Raw genomic sequence first — 19,358 nt, 5'->3', positions numbered from 1 at the left:
AAAAACAAAGGATCAAAGAAAAAGCAGCCGAGGAAAAAATGTCTCTAATTCGAGAAACGATTGTTGGCCTTCGCATGACCCTAATTTTATGGGTATTAACGGCCTTAATTTATCCCTTTTTCATGCTGGGTGTTGGCCTGATTTTTCCTTATCAAGCCAATGGCAGCTTGATTAAAAATGCCCAAGGGCAAGTTGTGGGTTCGGCTTTAATCGGTCAGCCTTTTGCTTCAGAGCGATATTTTTGGAGTCGCCCCAGCACCACGAACTACAGTACAGGAGAAGCGGCTAAACAAACTGGCATTTCTGGTGCTAGCAATCTCGCACCCAGCAATCCAGATTTGGTAAAACGAATTCAATCGGAAGTTAGCCGGCTAAACCAGGCAAATATCAAGCCTACAGCGGATTTAGTTTACACATCTGGATCGAGCTTAGATCCTCACATTAGTGAAGAATCTGCCCGCACCCAAATTCAACGAGTGGCAAAGGCGCGAGGGCTAGATACGAATCAGGTTGAAATTCTGATTTCTAAATATGTTGACGGGAGATTTCTCGGAATTTTTGGTGAATCGGGTGTTAACACCCTCAAACTAAATTTGGCTTTAGATGCTTTACAAACGGGTAAATAAAAATTACCATATTTCTAAAGTTTCTTGTCATTTTATCAAATTCTGATTGGTTAAATGAATTCTGAAAAATGAAGCTAAAAATTAATTCCTGATGATTCACTCTAGCGAAGTTACAGGTACTCCCAACCTCCCTAGCAATTCGTCGGATAAAACTTACAATCGTTCTGGCCGGCGCGGGAAGCACAAAATTTTTATTGGCATGGCTCCTGGCGTCGGTAAAACCTTCCGGATGCTAGAAGAAGCTCATCAGATTAAGCGGGAAGGGATTGATGTTGTTATTGGGCTTTTAGAAACCCACGGACGTCGAGAAACTGCTGAAAAAGCCGAAGGTTTGGAGAGGGTGCCTCGCCAACAAATCTTGCGAGGGGGCATGACACTCACCGAAATGGATACGGATGCGATTTTGACACGAGTTCCTCAGTTGGTGTTAGTAGATGAACTCGCACATACTAACGTTCCCGGTTCTCTACGCGAGAAGCGCTACCAAGATGTTGAAGTAATTTTAGCTGCCGGTATTGATGTTTACTCCACTGTTAATATTCAGCACTTAGAAAGCCTCAATGATTTGGTAGCTCGAATTACCGGCGTTGTGGTGCGAGAGCGCATCCCTGATCGGTTGCTAGATGAAGCGGATGAGGTAATTGTTATTGATGTTACCCCGGAAACCCTAGAAGAGCGGCTGATGGAAGGTAAAATCTACGCACCAGAGAAAATTCAACAATCTTTAGAAAACTTTTTCCAACGCCGAAACTTGATTGCCTTACGAGAGTTGGCGCTGCGAGAAGTGGCGGATTTTGTTGAGGATGATGCTAATTCCAACACCTCATCGGGTCAATTTTGTAATATTCACGAACGCGTGTTAGTTTGTGTTTCGACTTACCCTAATGGGATGCAGTTGCTGCGTCGCGGCTCCCGAATCGCTAACTATATGAATGCTAAACTCTACGCAGTGTTTGTGAATCATCCTGAGCGCTTTCTTAATAAGCAAGAGAGCCTTCATATCGAAACCTGTGAGAAACTTTGCAAAGAATTCGGAGGTGAATTTGTGCGCTTCACCAGTTCCAATATTTCCCAAGCAATTGCTGAGGTGGCGGAAAAATATCACATTACTCAAATTGTGCTGGGCGAGACTCAGCGTTCACGCTGGCAGTTACTAATGAAAGGATCTTTGATTCAACAATTGATGCGAGAACTAAAACATATTGACTTACACATAATCGCAACAGAAAAAATACAAAGTTAGTTAGATAAGTAAGCCGAATTTAGGTTAAAGTTATATACAATATCATGTAAAATCGTGATGAGAGTGGAGCGTCTTAGTTTAGGCTCTCAGAATGTTAAGATAGTTTGAAATAAAACTCCAATATTTTTGAGTTTTATTTACAGCAACTTTATGCTGAACAAGCTCGCATTCAAGAATTAGATCGGCAGCGTCATACTACGTTTTCTGATTTGGTGCAGTTGCCTTGGATCGGGAATTTTGTATCTTAGATTGTTGGTTAGTGTTGATGGGTTTGATTTTTTAACCGCAGATTCCGCAGGTGAAACTTGAATGTGCTTTGCTCGTCATTCAAGTTCCACCTTCGTCCGCAGATAAACGCAGATGTTGGTGATAGCTTAATTCCGTTAATGGAGATTAAAGATGCCGGCACGGGTAATGTCTATGGCAGCATCACCCGTGCCACATCATTAATCACAGTAAAGCGTTTCGCGCGTATCTCTACCCGTGACTGGATTTTTCCCTGTCGCTATCTGACAAAGCAATTTCTGGGTATCCTCGCGCAGCAGCACATCGGTAAAATCTGCGCCGTCAATCGTGGCACCTTCAAATTTGGTATTAAAAGCGAAGGCACCTTCTAAAATTGCGTTGGATAAATTGACTTTGGTAAAACGAGCAGTGTCTAAGGTGGCGTTTCGCATATCCGCCCCCTCAAAATTTGCTCCATCCAAATACGCCCCAAATAAGCTAACGCCCTGCAGATTGGTATGGCTGAAATTGCTACCGCGCAGGTTGGCTTTGTTAAAGCTGGAGTCTGTCAGGTTTTTGCCTGAGAAATCCATATTGACGAGAATTTCTTTGTCGTATTCATTCGCAAACGCAGGGGTTGCTAGGGCACCAATGGCTGTCAGGCACACGACAGTGCACAAGAGTGCGCTGAGGAGGATTGCTGGGATACGCTTAATAAAGCTATGATTCATTCGGTTTTTACGTTGATAGGAAACCTTATCCTTAACAGGGTATAGCCGGCTGGCTGCCACTGTTTGATGAGGGGAATAAAAGTAACAACTGTTACCGATGCTTCCTATCTCGTAATCCTACCAGTTAAATGAATGCTGTGAGTTTGCTTTATGCCAAGCTTTCCCTCATCACCCTCTGCCGGCGAGAATCGCAAACCTGACACCGGCACGCTTGGGGAAAATTTGGTGGCTCACTGGTTGCAGGAGCGCGGTTGGGTAATTCTACGCCGGCGGTGGCGCTGCCGGTGGGGTGAACTCGATCTCATCGCTCAGCAAGCGAGTGGATCTGAGTGTCGATTGCAGGAAACAGCCTTGGCGTTTGTAGAAGTTAAGACTCGTCGCCGGTGGAATTGGGATGCCGGCGGACTTTTAGCTATCACTGAGCAAAAGCAAGCAAAACTGAGGAAAGCTGCTGAGATGTTTCTGGCAGAGTGCCCGGATTTTGCTGATTTACCCTGCCGGTTTGATGTGGCGCTTGTTAGCTTTGAGCCACTCGCGCCTACGCAAATACAAGATTGTGAAATAGGGATGGATGCCGGCAGTTACGCCTTCGGGCAACCAATTATATTGGGTCAACCCGTCTTCGCTCCAGGTTGCAAACTCACGCTTATCGATTACATTGAGTCAGCTTTTGCTGAAGACGGTTAACTAAGCTCAACAGGCACAACCCTTAAGCTAGTGTTTCCGGGCAGTAGCCCAATCCTTTCACAAACTGCCGGCGAAATTCTTCAATTTCTCCGCGATCTGGATGTCCGTGAGAAACGACTGCTACTTGATAACGACGCATGACATCAATCGGAGATTGTCCGTTTTCCAAGCTCCAAAGCGCCATTTGCAGCCGAATTCCCGGCATATAGGAAATTCCCACTTCATTCATGAACGCTCTAAAGTCGCCATCAGTCTGGGATTCTAACGGCTGGCTCATCTTGACCCGAATTACCCAGCCATCTATCTGATGAATAACGCTCATGAACTCCACGGGAAGATGGCGTGCGCTGTGCAGGTACTCAGCGACTCTCAAGGTCAAGCTGGCATTGGCAAGGTAATAAAGGTATTCCATCTTTTCGGGGGTGTGCATACGCTACTTCTTATATTGTTACGAAGTGCGAGTGCTTACGACTACGGGAAAAGCCCGATCTTTAATGGGTAAGTTTCCCCAATTCACTGCATAATTAAAGGGTTTTGTTGCGGGAAATCATAAAATTATTATTGTCATCTAGCTAAAGATATATTTCTCAAGAGCGCTATTCAATATTTTTAAGCGGTCTGTAGCGTTGAGGCTTCTCTTGGCGCTGTCGGCTTGCGATAGCTGATTTCTAAATAATTTTTTTATTTTTACAGAGAAAGACGCTCGTTTAATATTTGAAATTTTAGGGTTAATTGTATTTAACGGTTGAAACGCAAAGGTGGCTGCTGCTCTTTTCTCTCGAATCCATGAACCACACACACGTTCAAAGCAGATAATTTTTTCTTTTATAGTCGGTATATTTACTCAAAGGCAAAGCAATCATCGTATTTCTGTACTTCTAAGTTTTTTACACAAGCCTGCTATCTGCTATAAGTTTTCCCTATTTTTTTAAGGAAAGCGGTATCTTTTGAAACCTTATAGCAATATCTAATCAGTCGTACAATTTAGTTACAATGATTCAATGTAACGCTGTGTTAAGCTATTTGGCTTTTTGAGAATATTTTTATTTATTCAACGAACTTACGTGATTTGAAGCCTTTTGTCTGATAAAATCCATTTTCTAGAATCAAGGGAGCTGTATGACTCACTACAAAAAAGTCTGGCAGTGAACGCTTAAGCCCTGATTTTATCGTGGGCTTTGTATGCAGCTCAAAAGAAAAAACAGAGTTTTTCACCGGCTCGATTTCAATTCTGATAAATTTTTGTAACGACTGCCAACTGGGTAAATTTCAAATTTTGACAAAACAATAGATATACGAGATAATTTTTCGGTTAAATTTCCCCATCTTCCCCCATCGAAACAAACACCGGGGGAAGCGAGTACAACTTTGTTAGAAGCGAATAATATGCCGATCCACTCCTCATCCGTCAATTCACTCGCAGCCGGCAGTGAGTGGGATCGGTCATTGATGGCTTATGATTACGAACTCCCAGCGGATCGAATCGCTCAAAATCCAGCCGTGCCAAGAGATAGCTCCCGCTTGCTGGTGGTAGATTCCCCCACTGATCACAGCCATCGCATTTTTCGTGATTTACCGGCTCTGCTCAACCCTGGAGACTTGCTGGTACTCAATAACACCCGCGTTATCCCAGCCCGATTGTACGGACGCAAACCCACCGGCTCTGTGGTAGAAGTCCTGTTATTAGAGGAGCGGCAGGAAAATATCTGGCTGGCTTTAGTCAAACCGGGGAAGCGCTTCAAAGCCGGCTCAAAAATAGAATTTGAACCCCAAAAATCTTCAAATTCCCCAATGTCAAGCCGGTTGAGCGCCACAGTCATCGACACAGATGAAGCAACCGGCGGACGCTTGCTGCATTTTGAGCTTCCAGAAGGCATCCCCCTGAGCCAGATGTTAGAAGCATTCGGCTATATGCCCCTGCCGCCCTACATCACCAATTCTGCTGCCTCACCGGCACAGTATCAAACTGTCTATGCCCAGCAACCAGGGGCAGTTGCGGCACCCACAGCTGGGCTGCACTTCACCGACGATTTATTTGGCCGGCTGGCTGAACGCGGCATCAATCACGCGTTTGTGACGCTGCACGTCGGCGTGGGGACATTTCGACCTGTGGAGGTGGAGGACGTAACAACTCACCAGATGCACGAAGAGTGGGTAGAGGTGCCGGCAGCCACCGTAGAAGCGATTCGTCAGACGCAGCAGAAAGGAGGGCGGATCATTGCAGTGGGCACTACCGTGGTGCGATCTCTGGAGGGGGCGGCTGCGAATGGCCGGCTGCAACCGTTTTGCGGCAAGACAAATTTGTTTATCTATCCCGGCTATCGATGGCGAGTCGTGGAGGGGCTAATTACGAATTTTCACTTACCCCGATCTAGTTTGTTGATGCTGGTGAGTGCGTTGGTGGGGCGTGAGCGCTTGCTGGATTTGTATCGGGATGCAATTGAGAAGGAGTATCGCTTTTACTCGTTTGGCGATGCAATGCTGATTTTGCCGGCGGCACGCATAGCAGTGATTGCCAATGATGGTGATCGTGCTAATGGCTAACGGCTAATGGTCGATCAAGCTTTGCTTACAATTCTCAACGATTAGCAATTAGCCTTTAGCCCAACTACAGTGCGGATTATTCTTCGTCATCCTCCTGATCGGGTGGATAAACAAAGCTGGAGCGTTTCGTTAAAATCGACTTGCCTAGGGAGAGGGCTTTCTGCGCTTGCTGGACTGCTTTGTGCTTCCAGGTTGCTTTACGCTTATCGCGCTTGGATTTTGATGTTTTCTTCTTAGGGACTGCCATGACAGTGAGTGCTGCTAATTTTTGACAATTTCCTATTGTAAGGCATTCTCTGCCGGTTAGCGGGTTTTTGGGGAAAATCAGATTTTGCACCCTGTAGTGTCACAGGCAAACAAGGAATTGTCAAAATTATTATGGATAGCCAAGCCAAGCTTTCTAAAAGGTGGGAAATTAGATAGCCTAGGCTGGTTAGAGCGAAGCGTACCCTCCGTTTTACTTCGCTCTAAAACCAATCGCTCAATATTGGGTTGAAAACCCAACCTAGTTAAGTGTTTTAGGGTTGCTGGCACTGTTCAGTGTTTTGCACGAATCAACCTTTAAACGTTGCCGGTTGGGATGCTGCTAACTAACTGCTGGCAAAGTGTATTTAAAAGAGTGTCGTTCTTATTAATCATATCTTGTGCAAGGCGTTTCAGGCCGGTGATGTTTTTGGGATTTGCATCATCCAGATGATCGCCGACATCCCCAATTAAGCTAGTTTGAAAGCGGTAATAACGATTCGTTCCTTCTTCTAAAGCCGGCAATAAAAGTCTGAGTTGATAATCTACCGTATCGCTGCTGCCATCAAAAACAACGTGAAGAATGGGTTGCGCCCATTGAAGCAGTCCCCAGTCTTTTACATGATCGTAAAAAAGTCTGGTACTCAGCTCTCCTGTTCCCAATGAGACAACGAGAAAATCAGTGGCATCTGGATAAGTGTCTTTAGCTTCTACATAGGCACACATGGCAGGGTTGTTGGCAAAAACACCTCCATCAATTAATGCATAATAATCTGTTAGATCATGGTTTTCTAATTTGAGCGGTTCAAAATAAGTCGGTGCAGCAGAAGTAGCCCGTGCCACTTTTCTCATGGGAAAATCTCGCTCATAGTCATTTTTAGCTTTTCGGCTTTTAAAAAAATGGGGCCGGCGCTGCTCAATATCATAGCTGGGAACGATAATTTCGGTCAGAGCTTGACTTAAACGGGTGTTACCAAAATACTTTTCTAAAACGGCTTCAATGCCGTCTGCTGGATATTTTTCGTCTGTTAAGGATCTCAGTCTTGCAAAAGTTTTAGGTGAAAAAATTATCTCACCTTCTTCCTCATACATTCTGACTAAGTTTGTAGCTTTATATTGAGGTTGGTTACTATTTTTTTTGGGTTTTGTTAAAGCTAATGCCAACAGCCCTCCTGTTGAGGTGCCTGCAATTAAATCAAACATCTCTGAAATTCGCTTTTGCGTTCGAGCTTCAATTTCAGCTAAAACCATCGCCGGAATAATCCCGCGAATTCCGCCTCCATCAATGGCTAAAACTTTAACTACATTTGACATGGTGTTCTCCTAAAAAAAAAAACTAGCAACATTTACCGAGCAAATGGTAGTATCTGTGAATTCTTCCAGTCTGAGAAGCTAGAGTAAGTTATTAATTTTAGCTTTTCTTTTGTGATAACCTTCTTGATTCCTTAACAAGGTTTTTCAGCGTGGAGTTCACAACCGGCACTTAAGATGAGTGTTAAATTAACATACTAGGTACAATAGCGCAAAGAGGGGTGTGAACTGTGTTATATCTAAAACTCAGGGGTTTGAAGTCGCTTGCGGCTGATCATTCCTTGATAAATCGCTTACTTCCTAAGCCAGCTTCAGCAGTAAATTCTCCTAGAACTTTATCATTGCCGGCATTTCTAGATACATTGAACACCGGCGAAGAAATGGAAATGGTTTAACTGCTTTCATTTGAGATAATCTATTGATAAATTTTCAACCTATAAATCTTTTAACTTTCTTTAACTTAATTATTTTTAACAAAAAACCGTTTCTAATACAGCCAAATTGCTCTCATGCACACCCAGCAATTAAGGTGCAAAAACCATACGTTGACAGCGTTTTAAATAAATTTGAGCAACTTTGTCTTCTGGATTTTTAGACAAACAATCTTTGAAACATTGTGCAGATTCAAGAAACTTTTCTTGATTGTAGAGAAACAAAGCTTCCTCAAAGCGCTGGATAGTCATTAATTTCCCCTCTCGAATTTTATCGGGGTCGGCATCAAACACTTCATAAACCGTTACTAATTCTGATTTTCCCTTAACTGTAACTTTATCAATCAGACGAATAGAATAGTCATCTGGATGCTGGAGATGAGAAAAAGTATGGTGAGAGATTAATAAAGACACGCCATAATTTTTCGTCAATCCTTCAATTCGAGAGGCTAAATTCACCGCATCGCTAATTACTGTTCCATCCATTCGGTTGTGTCCGCCAACTGTCCCTAACATCAAAGAGCCGGTATTGATGCCAATGCCAATCTTAATTGGGGGTTTACCGGCTTCTTCGCGGTCTTTATTATATTCACCCTGCCGTTGTAGCATCGCAAGGCCGGCTTTAACCGCCCAATCTGCACTGCCCCCAAACAAAGCCATAATTGCATCTCCAATATATTTATCAATAAACCCATGATTGCTGGCAATTGCCGATTCCATTCGAGAAAGATAAGAATTGATAAATTGAAAATTTTCATCTGGCGTCATTGTTTCACTTAGGGTTGTAAAATCCCGAATATCAGAAAATAAAATTGACATTTCTTGTTGCACTGAATCGCCTAGTTTGACATCAATTATACTTTCCTTATTCAAAAGTTGAAGAAATTCATGGGGAACAAACCGACCGTAAGCTCGACTGATATTGGCGAGGTTAATGTGAGTTTTAATTCTTGCTAAAAGTTCATATTTGGAAATCGGCTTAGTTAGATAATCATTCGCGCCGGCATCCAATCCTTCTAGCAAATCCGAGACTTGATTTTTTGCTGTCAAAAGCACAATAGGAAGCTCATGAGCTGGAAATTTTTCGCGCAGTTCCCGGCAAACTTCATAGCCTGTCATTTTCGGCATCATCACATCCAGTAAAACCAAGTCGGGTGGGAAACCTTCATCAAATGCAGCGAGTGCCTCGCTGCCACTTGCTGCTTGAATAATGGCATAATTTTGCAGCGACAAATGATTAAAAAGAACCTGAAGATTCACCGGCTCATCATCCACAACCAGAATTTTGAACTGTGAGACGGATTCAAAATTAGAAACTGGGAATTGAGGCGCTTGAGAAATCGGGATGAGGGCTTGAGAATTGGCCATCGATGCAATTGGGGAAAGCTTTTGCAAAGAAGCTTCTTTTTCTTCAGTTTTCAGCTTCCTCTCTTCAGGAGACACCGGCAGGGTAAAAGTAAACCGCGATCCAGTACCTGGGGTCGATTCAACCTGAATTTTCCCACCATGTAATTCTACTAACTGTTTCGTAACCGTTAAACCCAAGCCGGTGCCGCCATATTCCCTGGCTGTCGAGCCATCCGCTTGCTCAAAAGATTCAAAAATTCTGTCTAATTTATCTTCAGCAATTCCAATGCCGGTGTCAGACACAGTAATTGCGAGTTGGGAATTGGCTGAAGATACGGATAAGTCTTTTTCAACCAATTCCGCTGAAATTTCTACTGTGCCAGATTGCGTAAACTTAATCGAATTTCCAATTAAGTTATACAAAATTTGTTGAACCCGATTCTCATCGGCCTTGGCAAGGGGAAGATTCGGAGAAATTTTATTAATGAGCTGCAAATCTTTTTTACCAACCAGCGTTTTACTGAGGGCTAAAACCACCTCAGTGATTTCTCTCATTCCCACCGGCTTCAGTTGCAGTTCAATATTTTTATGTTTGAGTTGCGAGAAATCGAGGAGATCGTTAACCAGCGTGTTCAGCCGCTGTCCGCTTTGGGCAATCATCAATAGATTTTTCTGTTGCTGTTCTGACAGTTCCCCCGTCGCTCCATCTATCATCGATTCGGCAATGCCAATCATCCCATGCAGGGGGGTTCGCAATTCGTGAGACGTATTTGCCAAAAATTCATCTTTGATGCGATCCAAGTGCTGCAACTCGGTATTTGCTGCCATCAGGGCTGTCTCACTGTTTTTCAGCGCCCCTGTAGCCCGTTCTACGGCTTCTTGCAATTTTGCCGGCCATCTGACCAAAATGTAAACCAAACCGCCCGCCACCAGCGCCAGCACCCCGCCTCCCAAGTGCAACCATTGGGAAATAGGGGCTTGGCTTGGCCATCCTTGTGCCGGTACTGCTGCCAACTGCCACGAACCGTTTGGCAGCGTCACGGGCAAAATGACTGGATTTTGTTTAAAAATTTTCTCATCACCGAAAAAGACTTCCCCACCCACCCCTAACCCATCCTTGCCACGAATGGTGTAGTGAAGTTTCGCTGAGGGATCGAGTAGTCCTGCATCTTGAAACAACGTATTTTGGTCGATGATGATGCCAACCATCCCCCAGAAAGCGCCACTTTCAGGTACTTGTCCGGGGGGAGTGAGAAAAACCGGCGTGCGGCTGATGAATGCCACACCGTGGGGCCTTAAATTAATCGGGCCGGCAACCACCGTTTTTTTGTTTCTAATTGCCCGTTCGATTGCTTCGCGTTCTTCAGGGATGCTCATTGGATCAAAGCCGATAACCCCTTCATTCCCTGCTAAGGGATACATATGACTGACAATGGTGTTTTTATAAAATCCTACACTGCGGATGCCCCGTTGCTGCGCCACGATGACTTTAGCAATACTTTCAAATTGCTTTTGGTCAATATCGGAATTGATAGCTGAAACATAAGCCACCAGACCCCTTTCTAGAAAAAGTCTCTGGTTTAACGCGCCTTCAAGGCGAGCTCTAACGGTACTCAATTGATTAAGAACATTGGCGCGATGTTGCTCTTGAAACCGTTTTTGTTCAGAATAATCGAGTACCGCCGTCACACCCAAAACCATCACGAAGGCGAATGAGGCGGCGAAATAGGGCAATAAGTGAATTTTACCGCCGGCTTTAGGCGCTTTTCGAGAAATTTTAGCTGAAAAATAAGTTAAAAATTTCATATTTTATGAAAATGAGAGCGACCTCTCTTCAACAGCAGTGGTTTTAGAGGATGATGTCTTCTGCTTTTTTATAGTAGTGAGCCGGCGAAATTATGCCTTAACAATTTAGTCAAGGACTTCTAATACAGATTTGGGTGATAATTTATCTTTAAACCAGACAATTCGTGCCGGCACATCTTTGAGATTAACTCCAGCTTTTTCTAAATTCAATCGCTCAGAAATCGCCAAAATTAAGTTATCGCGATCTGACCGGCGCACTTGAGCAAATTTCTTTTGCAAATATTCAGGCCGCCAGTAGCCAACAATTTCTAGCAAGAATGTGCGACCGTCGGGATGTACCAAGCGAAAGTCTGGAATCATTACACTCCCAGGAATGGGAATTAAATCCACTTCTCTTTCCAAAACCCAATCAGTTTTCATTGCGTCCCACCTGTCCGCAAAGGATGCTTCTAGCATACTGTCATAAGGCTTGCCGGGGGGGTAATGACTGACTAAACCGCACTCAGAGTCAAGAGCAAAGCGTCCCGTTTTCCAGTCGCCGGTATAAAAGTCACGGGTTTGCAGCGTTGCTTTCATGCTCCATTTCGTAACGTGCAGCAAAGCGGGGATCATTTTGGCGAGGGCGAGTCCATAGCGCGTGCTTGGTTTAAATAAGCTGGTCGGGCCATCGATGGTGATCGTGAAACCGCAATCGGCATCGCCTTCAATATAAGCCATTAGTTGAAAAAGTTTGAGATAGCGGAATAAAAGCTTATACTCACCGGGAACGTTACGGTGTGCGTTGAGGGTGAGGTGGGTGGCGCGGTAAAAAACGCCCTGCACTTGAGAAAGGTTGTAGCGGTACAGTAAGTTTTCGGGCGTTGGTGCGTCAAATTCTGTGAGGATTTTATTTTCGTTTAAATCGGCATAAAGGCCGGCTTTGATTTCCACCGGCAGCACTTCCCGTTCTAATTCCTGACTCAGTTGGGTGGCGAGTTTGTCTAGGGTTTTCTCGGTGGCGTGGCTGCTGGGGACAGTTTCTGCTGCCAGCGTAAACACGCGTTGCCGCAATTGTTCAGGATCGAGGGGACTGATCGCTTCAAAGGTGCAAAAGCCACTTTTCAGAAGGTGCGCGAGTCCGCGTTTGAGCCGGTAGTCGGGACTGTCGCCTTCGAGTTCGAGGAGTTGCCGGTCGAGTTCTCCTTGCGTCGCACCTTGGCACTCTTGGAAACAAGTGATGATTTCGGAAGCGATCACCAGATGTTTAGAATCTATTGTTAGGCATTTGGGAACGATGGTTTCGCCCTGAAGTCGGTGCATCAGTAAATCGGTTGGAAGCATGGATAATTATTAACGACTTTTAACTTTTTATTTTGCCTTACTTCCCCCCACTTGTTGGAATTATATCAGTTGATTTTTGTTATAAAAATTACATAGATCAGGCCGGCACCGTGCCGGCCCTAAAGATACAGCAGTTTCAAGCTAGCGCAACAGACCTGTTGAATGTGTCAGTTTGGTAGAATTTCTCAAACTCAGCACAGTTTTAGACATAAAATTTAAAATATTTATAAGCTGGTGGTTGTTTTATAAATAAAATTTTTGGATAAATTAAAAAATAGTAAGCTTTTAAAAAAGCTCAACAATAAAAACTGCCAAAATATTAGTTAATTATCTTAAAAACTTACAAATATTAGATAGACATAAATTTTAGAAAAACCCTTTTTAGCAAAGCGGAGTAGGGTGTTTATTGCCGATCTTACTCGGTTTTTTACAGAACAGGCAGAACAACGAACAGCCAGGGAAGTCGAGCAGTTACGAGCTGTTGCCATTGATCCTGAACAGCTATAAGACAAGCTTAATGAGAAATTAAACCAACCTTATTTTGCTCTTGATACAGGGTTAGGATGTTTTTTCGATACTGTATTTAGTTTTTCGCCATTAACCAAAGAATAACTAAATGGCTCCTGCAACTCTTAGCCCATAAATACCCTCTAACTATTCTTTGAGCAGTGGCGAAAACTTAACAACACTAATCTGTTTTTTGATTCACCGGAACCCTGATGCATCTATCACGACGAAAGTTTTTTACCTTGGCAGGAGCGAGTGCTGCCGGCGCTTTAATGATGTCTCCTCTAGAAGCGCTTTATGCGAGAAAAGCGAATGGTCAATCAGTATTTGGGGGAGGGTATGGCCCTCTCGTAGCCGATCCGAATGGATTGTTAGATTTACCTCGTGGGTTTCAGTATCGGGCTTTTTCACGGACGGGCGAGATCATGAGCGACGGTTCCCCCGTGCCTGGTGGTCACGATGGCATGGCAGCTTTCGCAGGTTCCAATAACACGGTGATTCTGGTTCGCAATCACGAACTGAGTCCGAATTCTACAACCCAAGTTGTGGGTTCAAATCCTTACGATCCTCTTTGCAAAGGAGGAACAACCACACTAGAGGTTGGACCCAATCGTCAGCTCATCAAGCACTATGCTTCGCTTACCGGCACCTATCGAAATTGTGCCGGCGGTCCGACTCCCTGGGGTTCTTGGATTACTTGCGAGGAGAATGTCTCGACTCCGGCGACTAATCGACCTGGCAATGCGACAAATGTCTCGAAATCTCACGGCTACAACTTTGAAGTGCCGGCTAAAGCAACAACTCCGGTGAATCCCGTACCGTTAGTTGCGATGGGCCGGTTTAACCATGAAGCGGTTGCGATCGACCCGACAACGGGAATTGTCTACGAGACTGAAGACCAAAGAGATAGCCTCTTCTATCGCTTTATCCCATCTCAAGGGAACAATTTAAGCGCAGGGGGCACTCTGCAAGCGCTGAAGATCAAGAATATGCCTCAGGCAAAGACTTTTGCCGGCTTTCCCCAGCGCCAACCGATGCCGGTGGAATGGGTGACCATTGACAATCCTGACCCGGCTACGGATACGGTACGGGTCGAAGGTTTCGGTAAAGGTGCTGCCCAGTTTGCTCGTGGGGAAGGCATCTGGTACGGCAATCGTGAAGTTTATTTCTGTTGTACGAACGGTGGCTCTGTTGACGTCAGTGGCAGACCGAACGGATTTGGTCAGGTTTGGCGCTATCTTCCCGATCAAGATGCGATCGAATTGTTTGTTGAGGCTCAATCGGTTGACGAACTCGATGGTCCTGACAACATTGTTGTGGCACCTCATGGTGATCTGATCATTTGCGAAGATGGCGATGATGAGCAGTTCTTGGTGGGCGTAACTCCCAAGGGGCAACTGTATCGTCTGGCAAAAAATGCGATCAACGATCAAGAATTGGCAGGAGCGTGCTTCTCGCCGGATGGTCAAACTTTGTTCGTTAATATCCAAACCCCAGGCACCACATTTGCCATCTGGGGTCCTTGGAAGTCTCAACGAGGAGCATAACATTATTGCCTTGTAGTGCAAGCATTTTAGTTGCCTGTAAAACGCTTAATGTTTGCACTATGTAATGACGAATCACGCCGGATTGTGGCAACATCCGGTGTGATTTTTCTACAAGCTTATGAAAGTTTAACGATTTGTGGGAGTTTGAAGAGTCGTGCAATCTGTCAGCCGGTCGAAACAAGTGTTTTATTTTGTAGTAACGGTGTTCAGTGCCTTTGCCGTTGACCTATTTCAATCTAGTAGTTCACTCGCTCAAATACCTGATGATTACGTTTGCTATATACAGACGAGTGATGGTCAAACGACCGACTTAGGTAAGCTTTGCGGACGCAGTAGTAGTGGCCAGCCAATCGCTTTACAGCCAAATGACCAGGCTTTTATTAAAAATTACCAACAATCGTTGAGCAAACGGCTCAAGTCATCCTCATCCGATGCTGTGTCTCGCCTTCAGCAAAATCCCCAAGCGGCTATCGAACGTGCACGCGGGATATGTAAAGCGCTCACCGGGGGAATGTCGATTGACTTGCTGCAACCTAAAGGCAATGCTGAAGTTGATGCGCTTAACGCTCTGGCTCCTAAATATTACTGCCCTGAGTTTGACGACTGAGCTTGGCTGTATGAGTGGAGAGATCGTCTCTAGCATTACCGGCACTTGATCCATTAGCCTGTTTAGGATGGGTTGCCAAAAATTTGCGAATTGCCGGCGCTCTCTGACTCTACGCCGGTTGTGGCTTTGTTGGAAGCGTCGTTCGTAGACTCCATAAACACACTGCGATCCCGCCAACCAAGACTGCACCCGTCACAAAACAGATGCCATAGCCAAAGGTTTTAGCCAGCCAGCCACTTACCAAACTACCAACAACGGTAGAAATACCAATCATTGCGTTATACACGCCAAGCGCTGTGCCTTCTTGACCTTTGGGAGTGAGGTTGGCAATGGTTGTCATGCTAGATAAGTTGATTGCTGCCCAAGTAATGCCGGTTAGCAGGTGAGTTACCCCAACAATGATCAAGCTTGCCGGCGTCGGTTGCATCAACGCGACTGTGGCAAAAATGAGAAAAATGATAACCCGCGAACCTGTCGCTACCGCTTGCAGCGTTATACCATTTCGGTGTTTTATAAATCTGCCGGCGGGAATGTAGAAAAATGTTTCCACGATGGCTTTACTAACGGTGATTAAAAGTACCTGGGTATTGGTTGCCTTTAATATGTCCGTGAGAAAAATCGGGAAGGGAACGAAGACGATTTGGATGGCGAAGAAAAAGGCAATGCAACAGAAATAGTAAAGGATTAAAGGACTCTCTAGCAATTGCGGAGCTTGGCGCAAAATTCCTGGATGCAGGATAAAATAAATCATTCGAGCCGAGTAAACCTTCGCCCTTTCTTCAATGACGCCGACTCCGAGACGTCCGCGTAGTTGGGGTTGAAAGTGCCGGCGGGGCTGGGCATTTTTCGGTTCTTTCACCCAGTACAGGCATAAAATTAAACTAAGGGAAGCAAAGCCGCCGGCGAATAGCAATAAACTCCGCATTGCGCCGGCAATACCCCAATATTTAGGCATGAATGCCAGCCAAATTGCACCGAGTACAACCCCGGCGACAAAACTCCAACCGCTAATTTCATAGAAGCGGCTGAAAGATTGTGCCCTCTCATCATCTGGCACACTATCTAATACTAAAGCTGAAGCAACAGGTGTGACGGCCGCCATCAAAAAACCGACGAGAAAACTCCATAGCAGAATGTGTGAGACGTTTTGCTCTAAAGCGATGAGGCAGGTAAAAACGGCAAAGCCAAGAAACCCAATGGTTAAAAAGGGGCGGCGGCGTTTCATCATGTCAGAAAGGTTGCCCCAAAAGATGAAAGCCACGACGCCGGCAAGGGAGATAATGGAGTGAATGTTTCCGACATCAGCGACACTCCCGCCGGCAACCTGCACGATGAATAAAGGCAATAAGGTGATGAGCAAACCTTCGCCTAACTTGTAGGGAACGAAAGCAAAAAACCAAAGTGGAACCGATAGATGCGAGCGCATGGAAAGTATCAATCCTTGTCTTGTTAACATAATTTTCCCTTTAGCCGGTGATTAAGCAGCCTGCTTCGTTAGGAAACATGGGTTTAATTGCAGAGGCTGCTTAATTTCGTTTTTAGGGTAAATAAAGAAAATAGAAAAGCACGCTTTCAGCGATCTTTAAATTTTACGCTCACAATTCTAGGTTATCCGGGATTTTGTATCCAATTTGATGCGTTTTTTTATATTAACTTTGTCAATTTTTTTATCAACTATCTAAAGCCGTATTTGGTACAGGTTTCAAAAAAATATGAGAGTTTTAAAATTAGAGAGATAGGCAAATGCACGCAGATAATTCCCAACAACATCTGCGTGCATCTGCGTGGATTTGCGGTAAAAAAACAATCAAGCGCTAGCGGAAACAGGCAAGACGTTTCTGTGCTAAATCCCGATCAGCGACGTTCTGAATATTTTGCGTGACTTGTAAAGCTCGGTCATATTGCTTTGCTTCAGCATATTTAATGGCTATTGTTTCATAGAGGCTGGCTCTGTCATACTCATCATCGACTTGAATACTCTCTGTGACATTCATTATTTGAGATTCCGGGCCGGCAATTGTCCGCGTGACTTCAATGGTTTTAGATAGGATTTCATCAACTCGATCTGTTTGGCCGGCTTCGATATGTTTATCGGCCAGTAAAAGCAGGATTCGGGCGTGCGCTTGAGGATTATTGACGAGCGCGTTTGCCGAGGAAATGGCAGCACTGTACTGTTCAGATTGAATCGCAGCTTGGGCTATCTCTTGCAACTTGTTGTTTTTGTAATCCTCAATCTTGATCGCTTTCACAAAAGGCAAGGCCATTTCGTATTTTTCAGCTTGAATCAATTGGTAAGAAATTTCGGTCAAAAGATTCGTATTCTCATCCACTGTTTGCGCGGTTTCTAGCGCTTCTGCAATAATTTCACTATCAGTTGTTTTCTGTCCAAATTTTGCGGTTTCCAAAGCAATTGCCGCGAGAGCATAAGTTTTTTTCTCAGGATCTGCAATGGCCTTCGCCTCTTGAAGCGTTTGAGAAAGTAGCGCAGAGTTTTGAGCCTGAAGGGCAGTTGCTGCCAAAATTTGGAATTGAGAGAAAGGCGAGTAATTTCCCATATTGCGAGCAATTTGCTCCGCTTTGTCTAGCTGGCCGGTTTTGGCATAGGCGAGGGCAACTTGATACAAAGTCGGATTTTTTAATGGATAGCCAATGGAATTAGGAATCATTTGAGCAGCTTGCAAAGCAATATCATAATTTCCAGCTTCTATCGCTTGCAGGGAAAGTTTTCGCAAATTCTCTGATTGCAGCATACCATCTGCCAAATCTAGGGAATTTCCGGCTTGTTTAAAGACCTCCCCTAGTTTTTCGCCGGCTTGAATCGCATAATTGTAAAAACCGGCTTTAGTGTAGTTGCGAAGCATCTCCCCACTAACATCCAGTTTTTGACGGGCATCTTTAATTTCTGCGACTGAATTAAATGCTTGATTTGCAACTTGGGCGGCTTTTTCCGATTGCCCCATTTTCGCGTATTGAAGGGCAATATAACCCAATGTTCTCGCTTTAATTTGGGGTTCGCTAATGGCTTGAACTCCTGTAAAAGCCGCATCAGGTTCGCCGGCTTGTGCGTATTGAATCACAATCTCTGAAACTAAGGCTGCCTTGTTGTATGGCTGGGGTTCAGTTTGAGCCACTTTCAGCGCTTGGGAAAAAATTTCAAATCCCCCATCTTTGTTACCGTTTTTAACAGAAGTTGTGGCAATATCAGTTAAAGCTTTTGCCTGTACTTGAACCATTTTGATGGTTGTAGCTAGTTGGGTGGCTTGCCTTAATTTTCCCTGTTGGGCATACTGATTAGCGATGCCGGCTAAAGCAGTTCCTTGGTAATATTCAGCATCGGTTATTTGTTCGGCAACTTCAATCGCTTTTGTATAATTGCCGGCTTGGGCGTAAGAAAGGGCAATTGGCTCTAAAACCCACGCTTTTTGATTGCTATCAGCATACTCAACTGATTGCGAGAATTGCAATGCTTGAGAAAGAATTTGTGTAGCTTTATCGAACTCATTAACAGCCACATAGGCTTTAGCAATTGCCGTGAGTGCTTTGACTTTAGACTCAGCGCCCTGAATTGTTTTTTCGCTTTGCAGTGCTTGAGAAATTAGTTCAGCAGCTTGGGATTTCTGTCCAAGTTTTGCGTAGAAGCCAGCAAGGGAACTCAAAGCATTTGTTTTTACCAAGCTAGAGCTGGCGCTCAAACTTTGGGTTAATTGCAGTGCCGGTGATAAGAGCGTTTGCGCTTTTTCTTTTTGTCCAGTTTGCTCGTATCGCTCAAGTATTTGACTTAAGACGCCCGGTTGATTGTTAGAGCCGGCAACAATTTCTTCAAGGAAACTAGCTTTAATTTGCTCGTCTGTTAAGTTTTGGAGGCTTGTAAAGGCTTGAAGAAGCGTTTCCTCTGCTTTCTCTGTCTGCTCTATATAAGTCTGCTGCTGAAATTGCTCCAGCAACTGTCGAACTCGTCCCGAAGCTTTTTGATTTTTATCTGCTTGACACTCGCTACTTACTTGGGCTTGAGCTAGCTTGATACTCGCTGAACTCTCAACTCTAGAAGTTTGAAAAGCTTGACTGAAATTACCCACGAAAAACAAACTTCCCAAACAACTAACACCCACCAGCAACCAAAGCTTTTTCATATGTGTAACAAATATCACTTACCTTAAAAGATTCATCAGAAGCTGCTCAAGTT

The 19,358-nt window shown here is 44.5% G+C and carries 14 protein-coding genes; 6 read left to right on the top strand and 8 right to left on the bottom strand.

What is annotated here, in order from left to right; genetic code table 11:
* The first annotated feature begins 38 nt into the window (after positions 1-38).
* On the top strand, positions 39-626 hold the full coding sequence (gene kdpC / locus H6F56_RS23855; protein WP_190673913.1) for a K(+)-transporting ATPase subunit C: 588 nt from the start codon (positions 39-41) through the stop codon (positions 624-626).
* 91 nt (positions 627-717) lie between these two features.
* Positions 718-1,869, top strand: a complete 1,152-nt coding sequence (locus tag H6F56_RS23850) for a sensor histidine kinase KdpD (protein WP_190673910.1) — start codon at positions 718-720, stop codon at positions 1,867-1,869.
* A 446-nt stretch (positions 1,870-2,315) separates the two neighbouring features.
* Here the strand turns inward: H6F56_RS23850 and H6F56_RS23845 are convergent, their stop codons facing one another.
* A complete protein-coding gene (locus H6F56_RS23845; RefSeq protein ID WP_190673907.1) occupies positions 2,316-2,825 on the bottom strand; it encodes a pentapeptide repeat-containing protein in 510 nt (169 codons plus the stop codon).
* A 150-nt stretch (positions 2,826-2,975) separates the two neighbouring features.
* On the opposite strand from H6F56_RS23845, the gene H6F56_RS23840 reads away from it, so the two are divergent.
* Positions 2,976-3,512: a YraN family protein gene (locus tag H6F56_RS23840; protein WP_190673904.1), complete on the top strand. Its 537-nt coding sequence runs from the start codon at positions 2,976-2,978 to the stop codon at positions 3,510-3,512.
* A 22-nt stretch (positions 3,513-3,534) separates the two neighbouring features.
* On the opposite strand, the gene H6F56_RS23835 is transcribed toward H6F56_RS23840, so the two are convergent.
* Positions 3,535-3,924 (bottom strand): hypothetical protein, encoded by a 390-nt coding sequence (locus tag H6F56_RS23835; RefSeq protein ID WP_190674976.1) that lies wholly within the window; start codon positions 3,922-3,924, stop codon positions 3,535-3,537.
* Between the two features lie 974 nt (positions 3,925-4,898).
* Between H6F56_RS23835 and queA the strand changes: the two genes are divergently transcribed.
* Positions 4,899-6,056, top strand: a complete 1,158-nt coding sequence (gene queA / locus H6F56_RS23830) for a tRNA preQ1(34) S-adenosylmethionine ribosyltransferase-isomerase QueA (RefSeq protein ID WP_190673901.1) — start codon at positions 4,899-4,901, stop codon at positions 6,054-6,056.
* 76 nt (positions 6,057-6,132) lie between these two features.
* On the opposite strand, the gene rpmF is transcribed toward queA, so the two are convergent.
* From rpmF to H6F56_RS23810, 4 genes are all read right to left on the bottom strand, one after another.
* Entirely contained in the window at positions 6,133-6,303 is a 171-nt protein-coding gene (gene rpmF / locus H6F56_RS23825; RefSeq protein WP_190673898.1) for a 50S ribosomal protein L32, read from the bottom strand.
* A 314-nt stretch (positions 6,304-6,617) separates the two neighbouring features.
* Complete coding sequence (locus tag H6F56_RS23820) at positions 6,618-7,613, bottom strand: CBASS cGAMP-activated phospholipase (RefSeq protein WP_190673895.1); 996 nt, start codon at positions 7,611-7,613, stop codon at positions 6,618-6,620.
* Between the two features lie 521 nt (positions 7,614-8,134).
* On the bottom strand, positions 8,135-11,194 hold the full coding sequence (locus H6F56_RS23815) for an ATP-binding protein (RefSeq protein WP_190673892.1): 3,060 nt from the start codon (positions 11,192-11,194) through the stop codon (positions 8,135-8,137).
* 105 nt (positions 11,195-11,299) lie between these two features.
* Positions 11,300-12,514: a DUF790 family protein gene (locus H6F56_RS23810; RefSeq protein ID WP_190673889.1), complete on the bottom strand. Its 1,215-nt coding sequence runs from the start codon at positions 12,512-12,514 to the stop codon at positions 11,300-11,302.
* Positions 12,515-13,233: 719 nt separating this feature from the next.
* On the opposite strand from H6F56_RS23810, the gene H6F56_RS23805 reads away from it, so the two are divergent.
* Together H6F56_RS23805 and H6F56_RS23800 are read left to right on the top strand one after the other, a co-directional pair.
* Positions 13,234-14,568: an alkaline phosphatase PhoX gene (locus H6F56_RS23805; RefSeq protein ID WP_190673887.1), complete on the top strand. Its 1,335-nt coding sequence runs from the start codon at positions 13,234-13,236 to the stop codon at positions 14,566-14,568.
* Positions 14,569-14,722: 154 nt separating this feature from the next.
* Complete coding sequence (locus H6F56_RS23800) at positions 14,723-15,175, top strand: hypothetical protein (RefSeq protein WP_190673885.1); 453 nt, start codon at positions 14,723-14,725, stop codon at positions 15,173-15,175.
* A gap of 109 nt (positions 15,176-15,284) precedes the next feature.
* On the opposite strand, the gene H6F56_RS23795 is transcribed toward H6F56_RS23800, so the two are convergent.
* Both H6F56_RS23795 and H6F56_RS23790 read right to left on the bottom strand, forming a co-directional pair.
* Positions 15,285-16,631: an MFS transporter gene (locus H6F56_RS23795; protein ID WP_190673883.1), complete on the bottom strand. Its 1,347-nt coding sequence runs from the start codon at positions 16,629-16,631 to the stop codon at positions 15,285-15,287.
* 358 nt (positions 16,632-16,989) lie between these two features.
* Positions 16,990-19,305 carry a tetratricopeptide repeat protein gene (locus tag H6F56_RS23790; RefSeq protein WP_190673880.1) on the bottom strand — a complete coding sequence of 772 codons (2,316 nt, stop codon included), beginning with the start codon at positions 19,303-19,305 and terminating at the stop codon, positions 16,990-16,992.
* Between the last annotated feature and the right edge of the window lie 53 nt (positions 19,306-19,358).

It is taken from the genome of Microcoleus sp. FACHB-672 (genome assembly GCF_014695725.1).
In the GTDB taxonomy this organism is placed as follows: Bacteria; Cyanobacteriota; Cyanobacteriia; order Cyanobacteriales; family Oscillatoriaceae; genus FACHB-68.
This window is presented reverse-complemented; position numbering and strand designations above follow the sequence as displayed.

What these genes read in the sequence shown, in the direction of transcription:
- queA (WP_190673901.1), top strand. Translation starts at nt 4,899, where the DNA reads ATGCCGATCCACTCCTCATCCGTCAATTCACTCGCAGCCGGCAGTGAG.
- rpmF (WP_190673898.1), bottom strand. Translation starts at nt 6,303, where the DNA reads ATGGCAGTCCCTAAGAAGAAAACATCAAAATCCAAGCGCGATAAGCGT.
- H6F56_RS23815 (WP_190673892.1), bottom strand. Translation starts at nt 11,194, where the DNA reads ATGAAATTTTTAACTTATTTTTCAGCTAAAATTTCTCGAAAAGCGCCT.
- kdpC (WP_190673913.1), top strand. Translation starts at nt 39, where the DNA reads ATGTCTCTAATTCGAGAAACGATTGTTGGCCTTCGCATGACCCTAATT.
- H6F56_RS23820 (WP_190673895.1), bottom strand. Translation starts at nt 7,613, where the DNA reads ATGTCAAATGTAGTTAAAGTTTTAGCCATTGATGGAGGCGGAATTCGC.
- H6F56_RS23845 (WP_190673907.1), bottom strand. Translation starts at nt 2,825, where the DNA reads ATGAATCATAGCTTTATTAAGCGTATCCCAGCAATCCTCCTCAGCGCA.
- H6F56_RS23840 (WP_190673904.1), top strand. Translation starts at nt 2,976, where the DNA reads ATGCCAAGCTTTCCCTCATCACCCTCTGCCGGCGAGAATCGCAAACCT.
- H6F56_RS23805 (WP_190673887.1), top strand. Translation starts at nt 13,234, where the DNA reads ATGCATCTATCACGACGAAAGTTTTTTACCTTGGCAGGAGCGAGTGCT.
- H6F56_RS23795 (WP_190673883.1), bottom strand. Translation starts at nt 16,631, where the DNA reads ATGTTAACAAGACAAGGATTGATACTTTCCATGCGCTCGCATCTATCG.
- H6F56_RS23810 (WP_190673889.1), bottom strand. Translation starts at nt 12,514, where the DNA reads ATGCTTCCAACCGATTTACTGATGCACCGACTTCAGGGCGAAACCATC.
- H6F56_RS23850 (WP_190673910.1), top strand. Translation starts at nt 718, where the DNA reads ATGATTCACTCTAGCGAAGTTACAGGTACTCCCAACCTCCCTAGCAAT.
- H6F56_RS23790 (WP_190673880.1), bottom strand. Translation starts at nt 19,305, where the DNA reads ATGAAAAAGCTTTGGTTGCTGGTGGGTGTTAGTTGTTTGGGAAGTTTG.
- H6F56_RS23835 (WP_190674976.1), bottom strand. Translation starts at nt 3,924, where the DNA reads ATGGAATACCTTTATTACCTTGCCAATGCCAGCTTGACCTTGAGAGTC.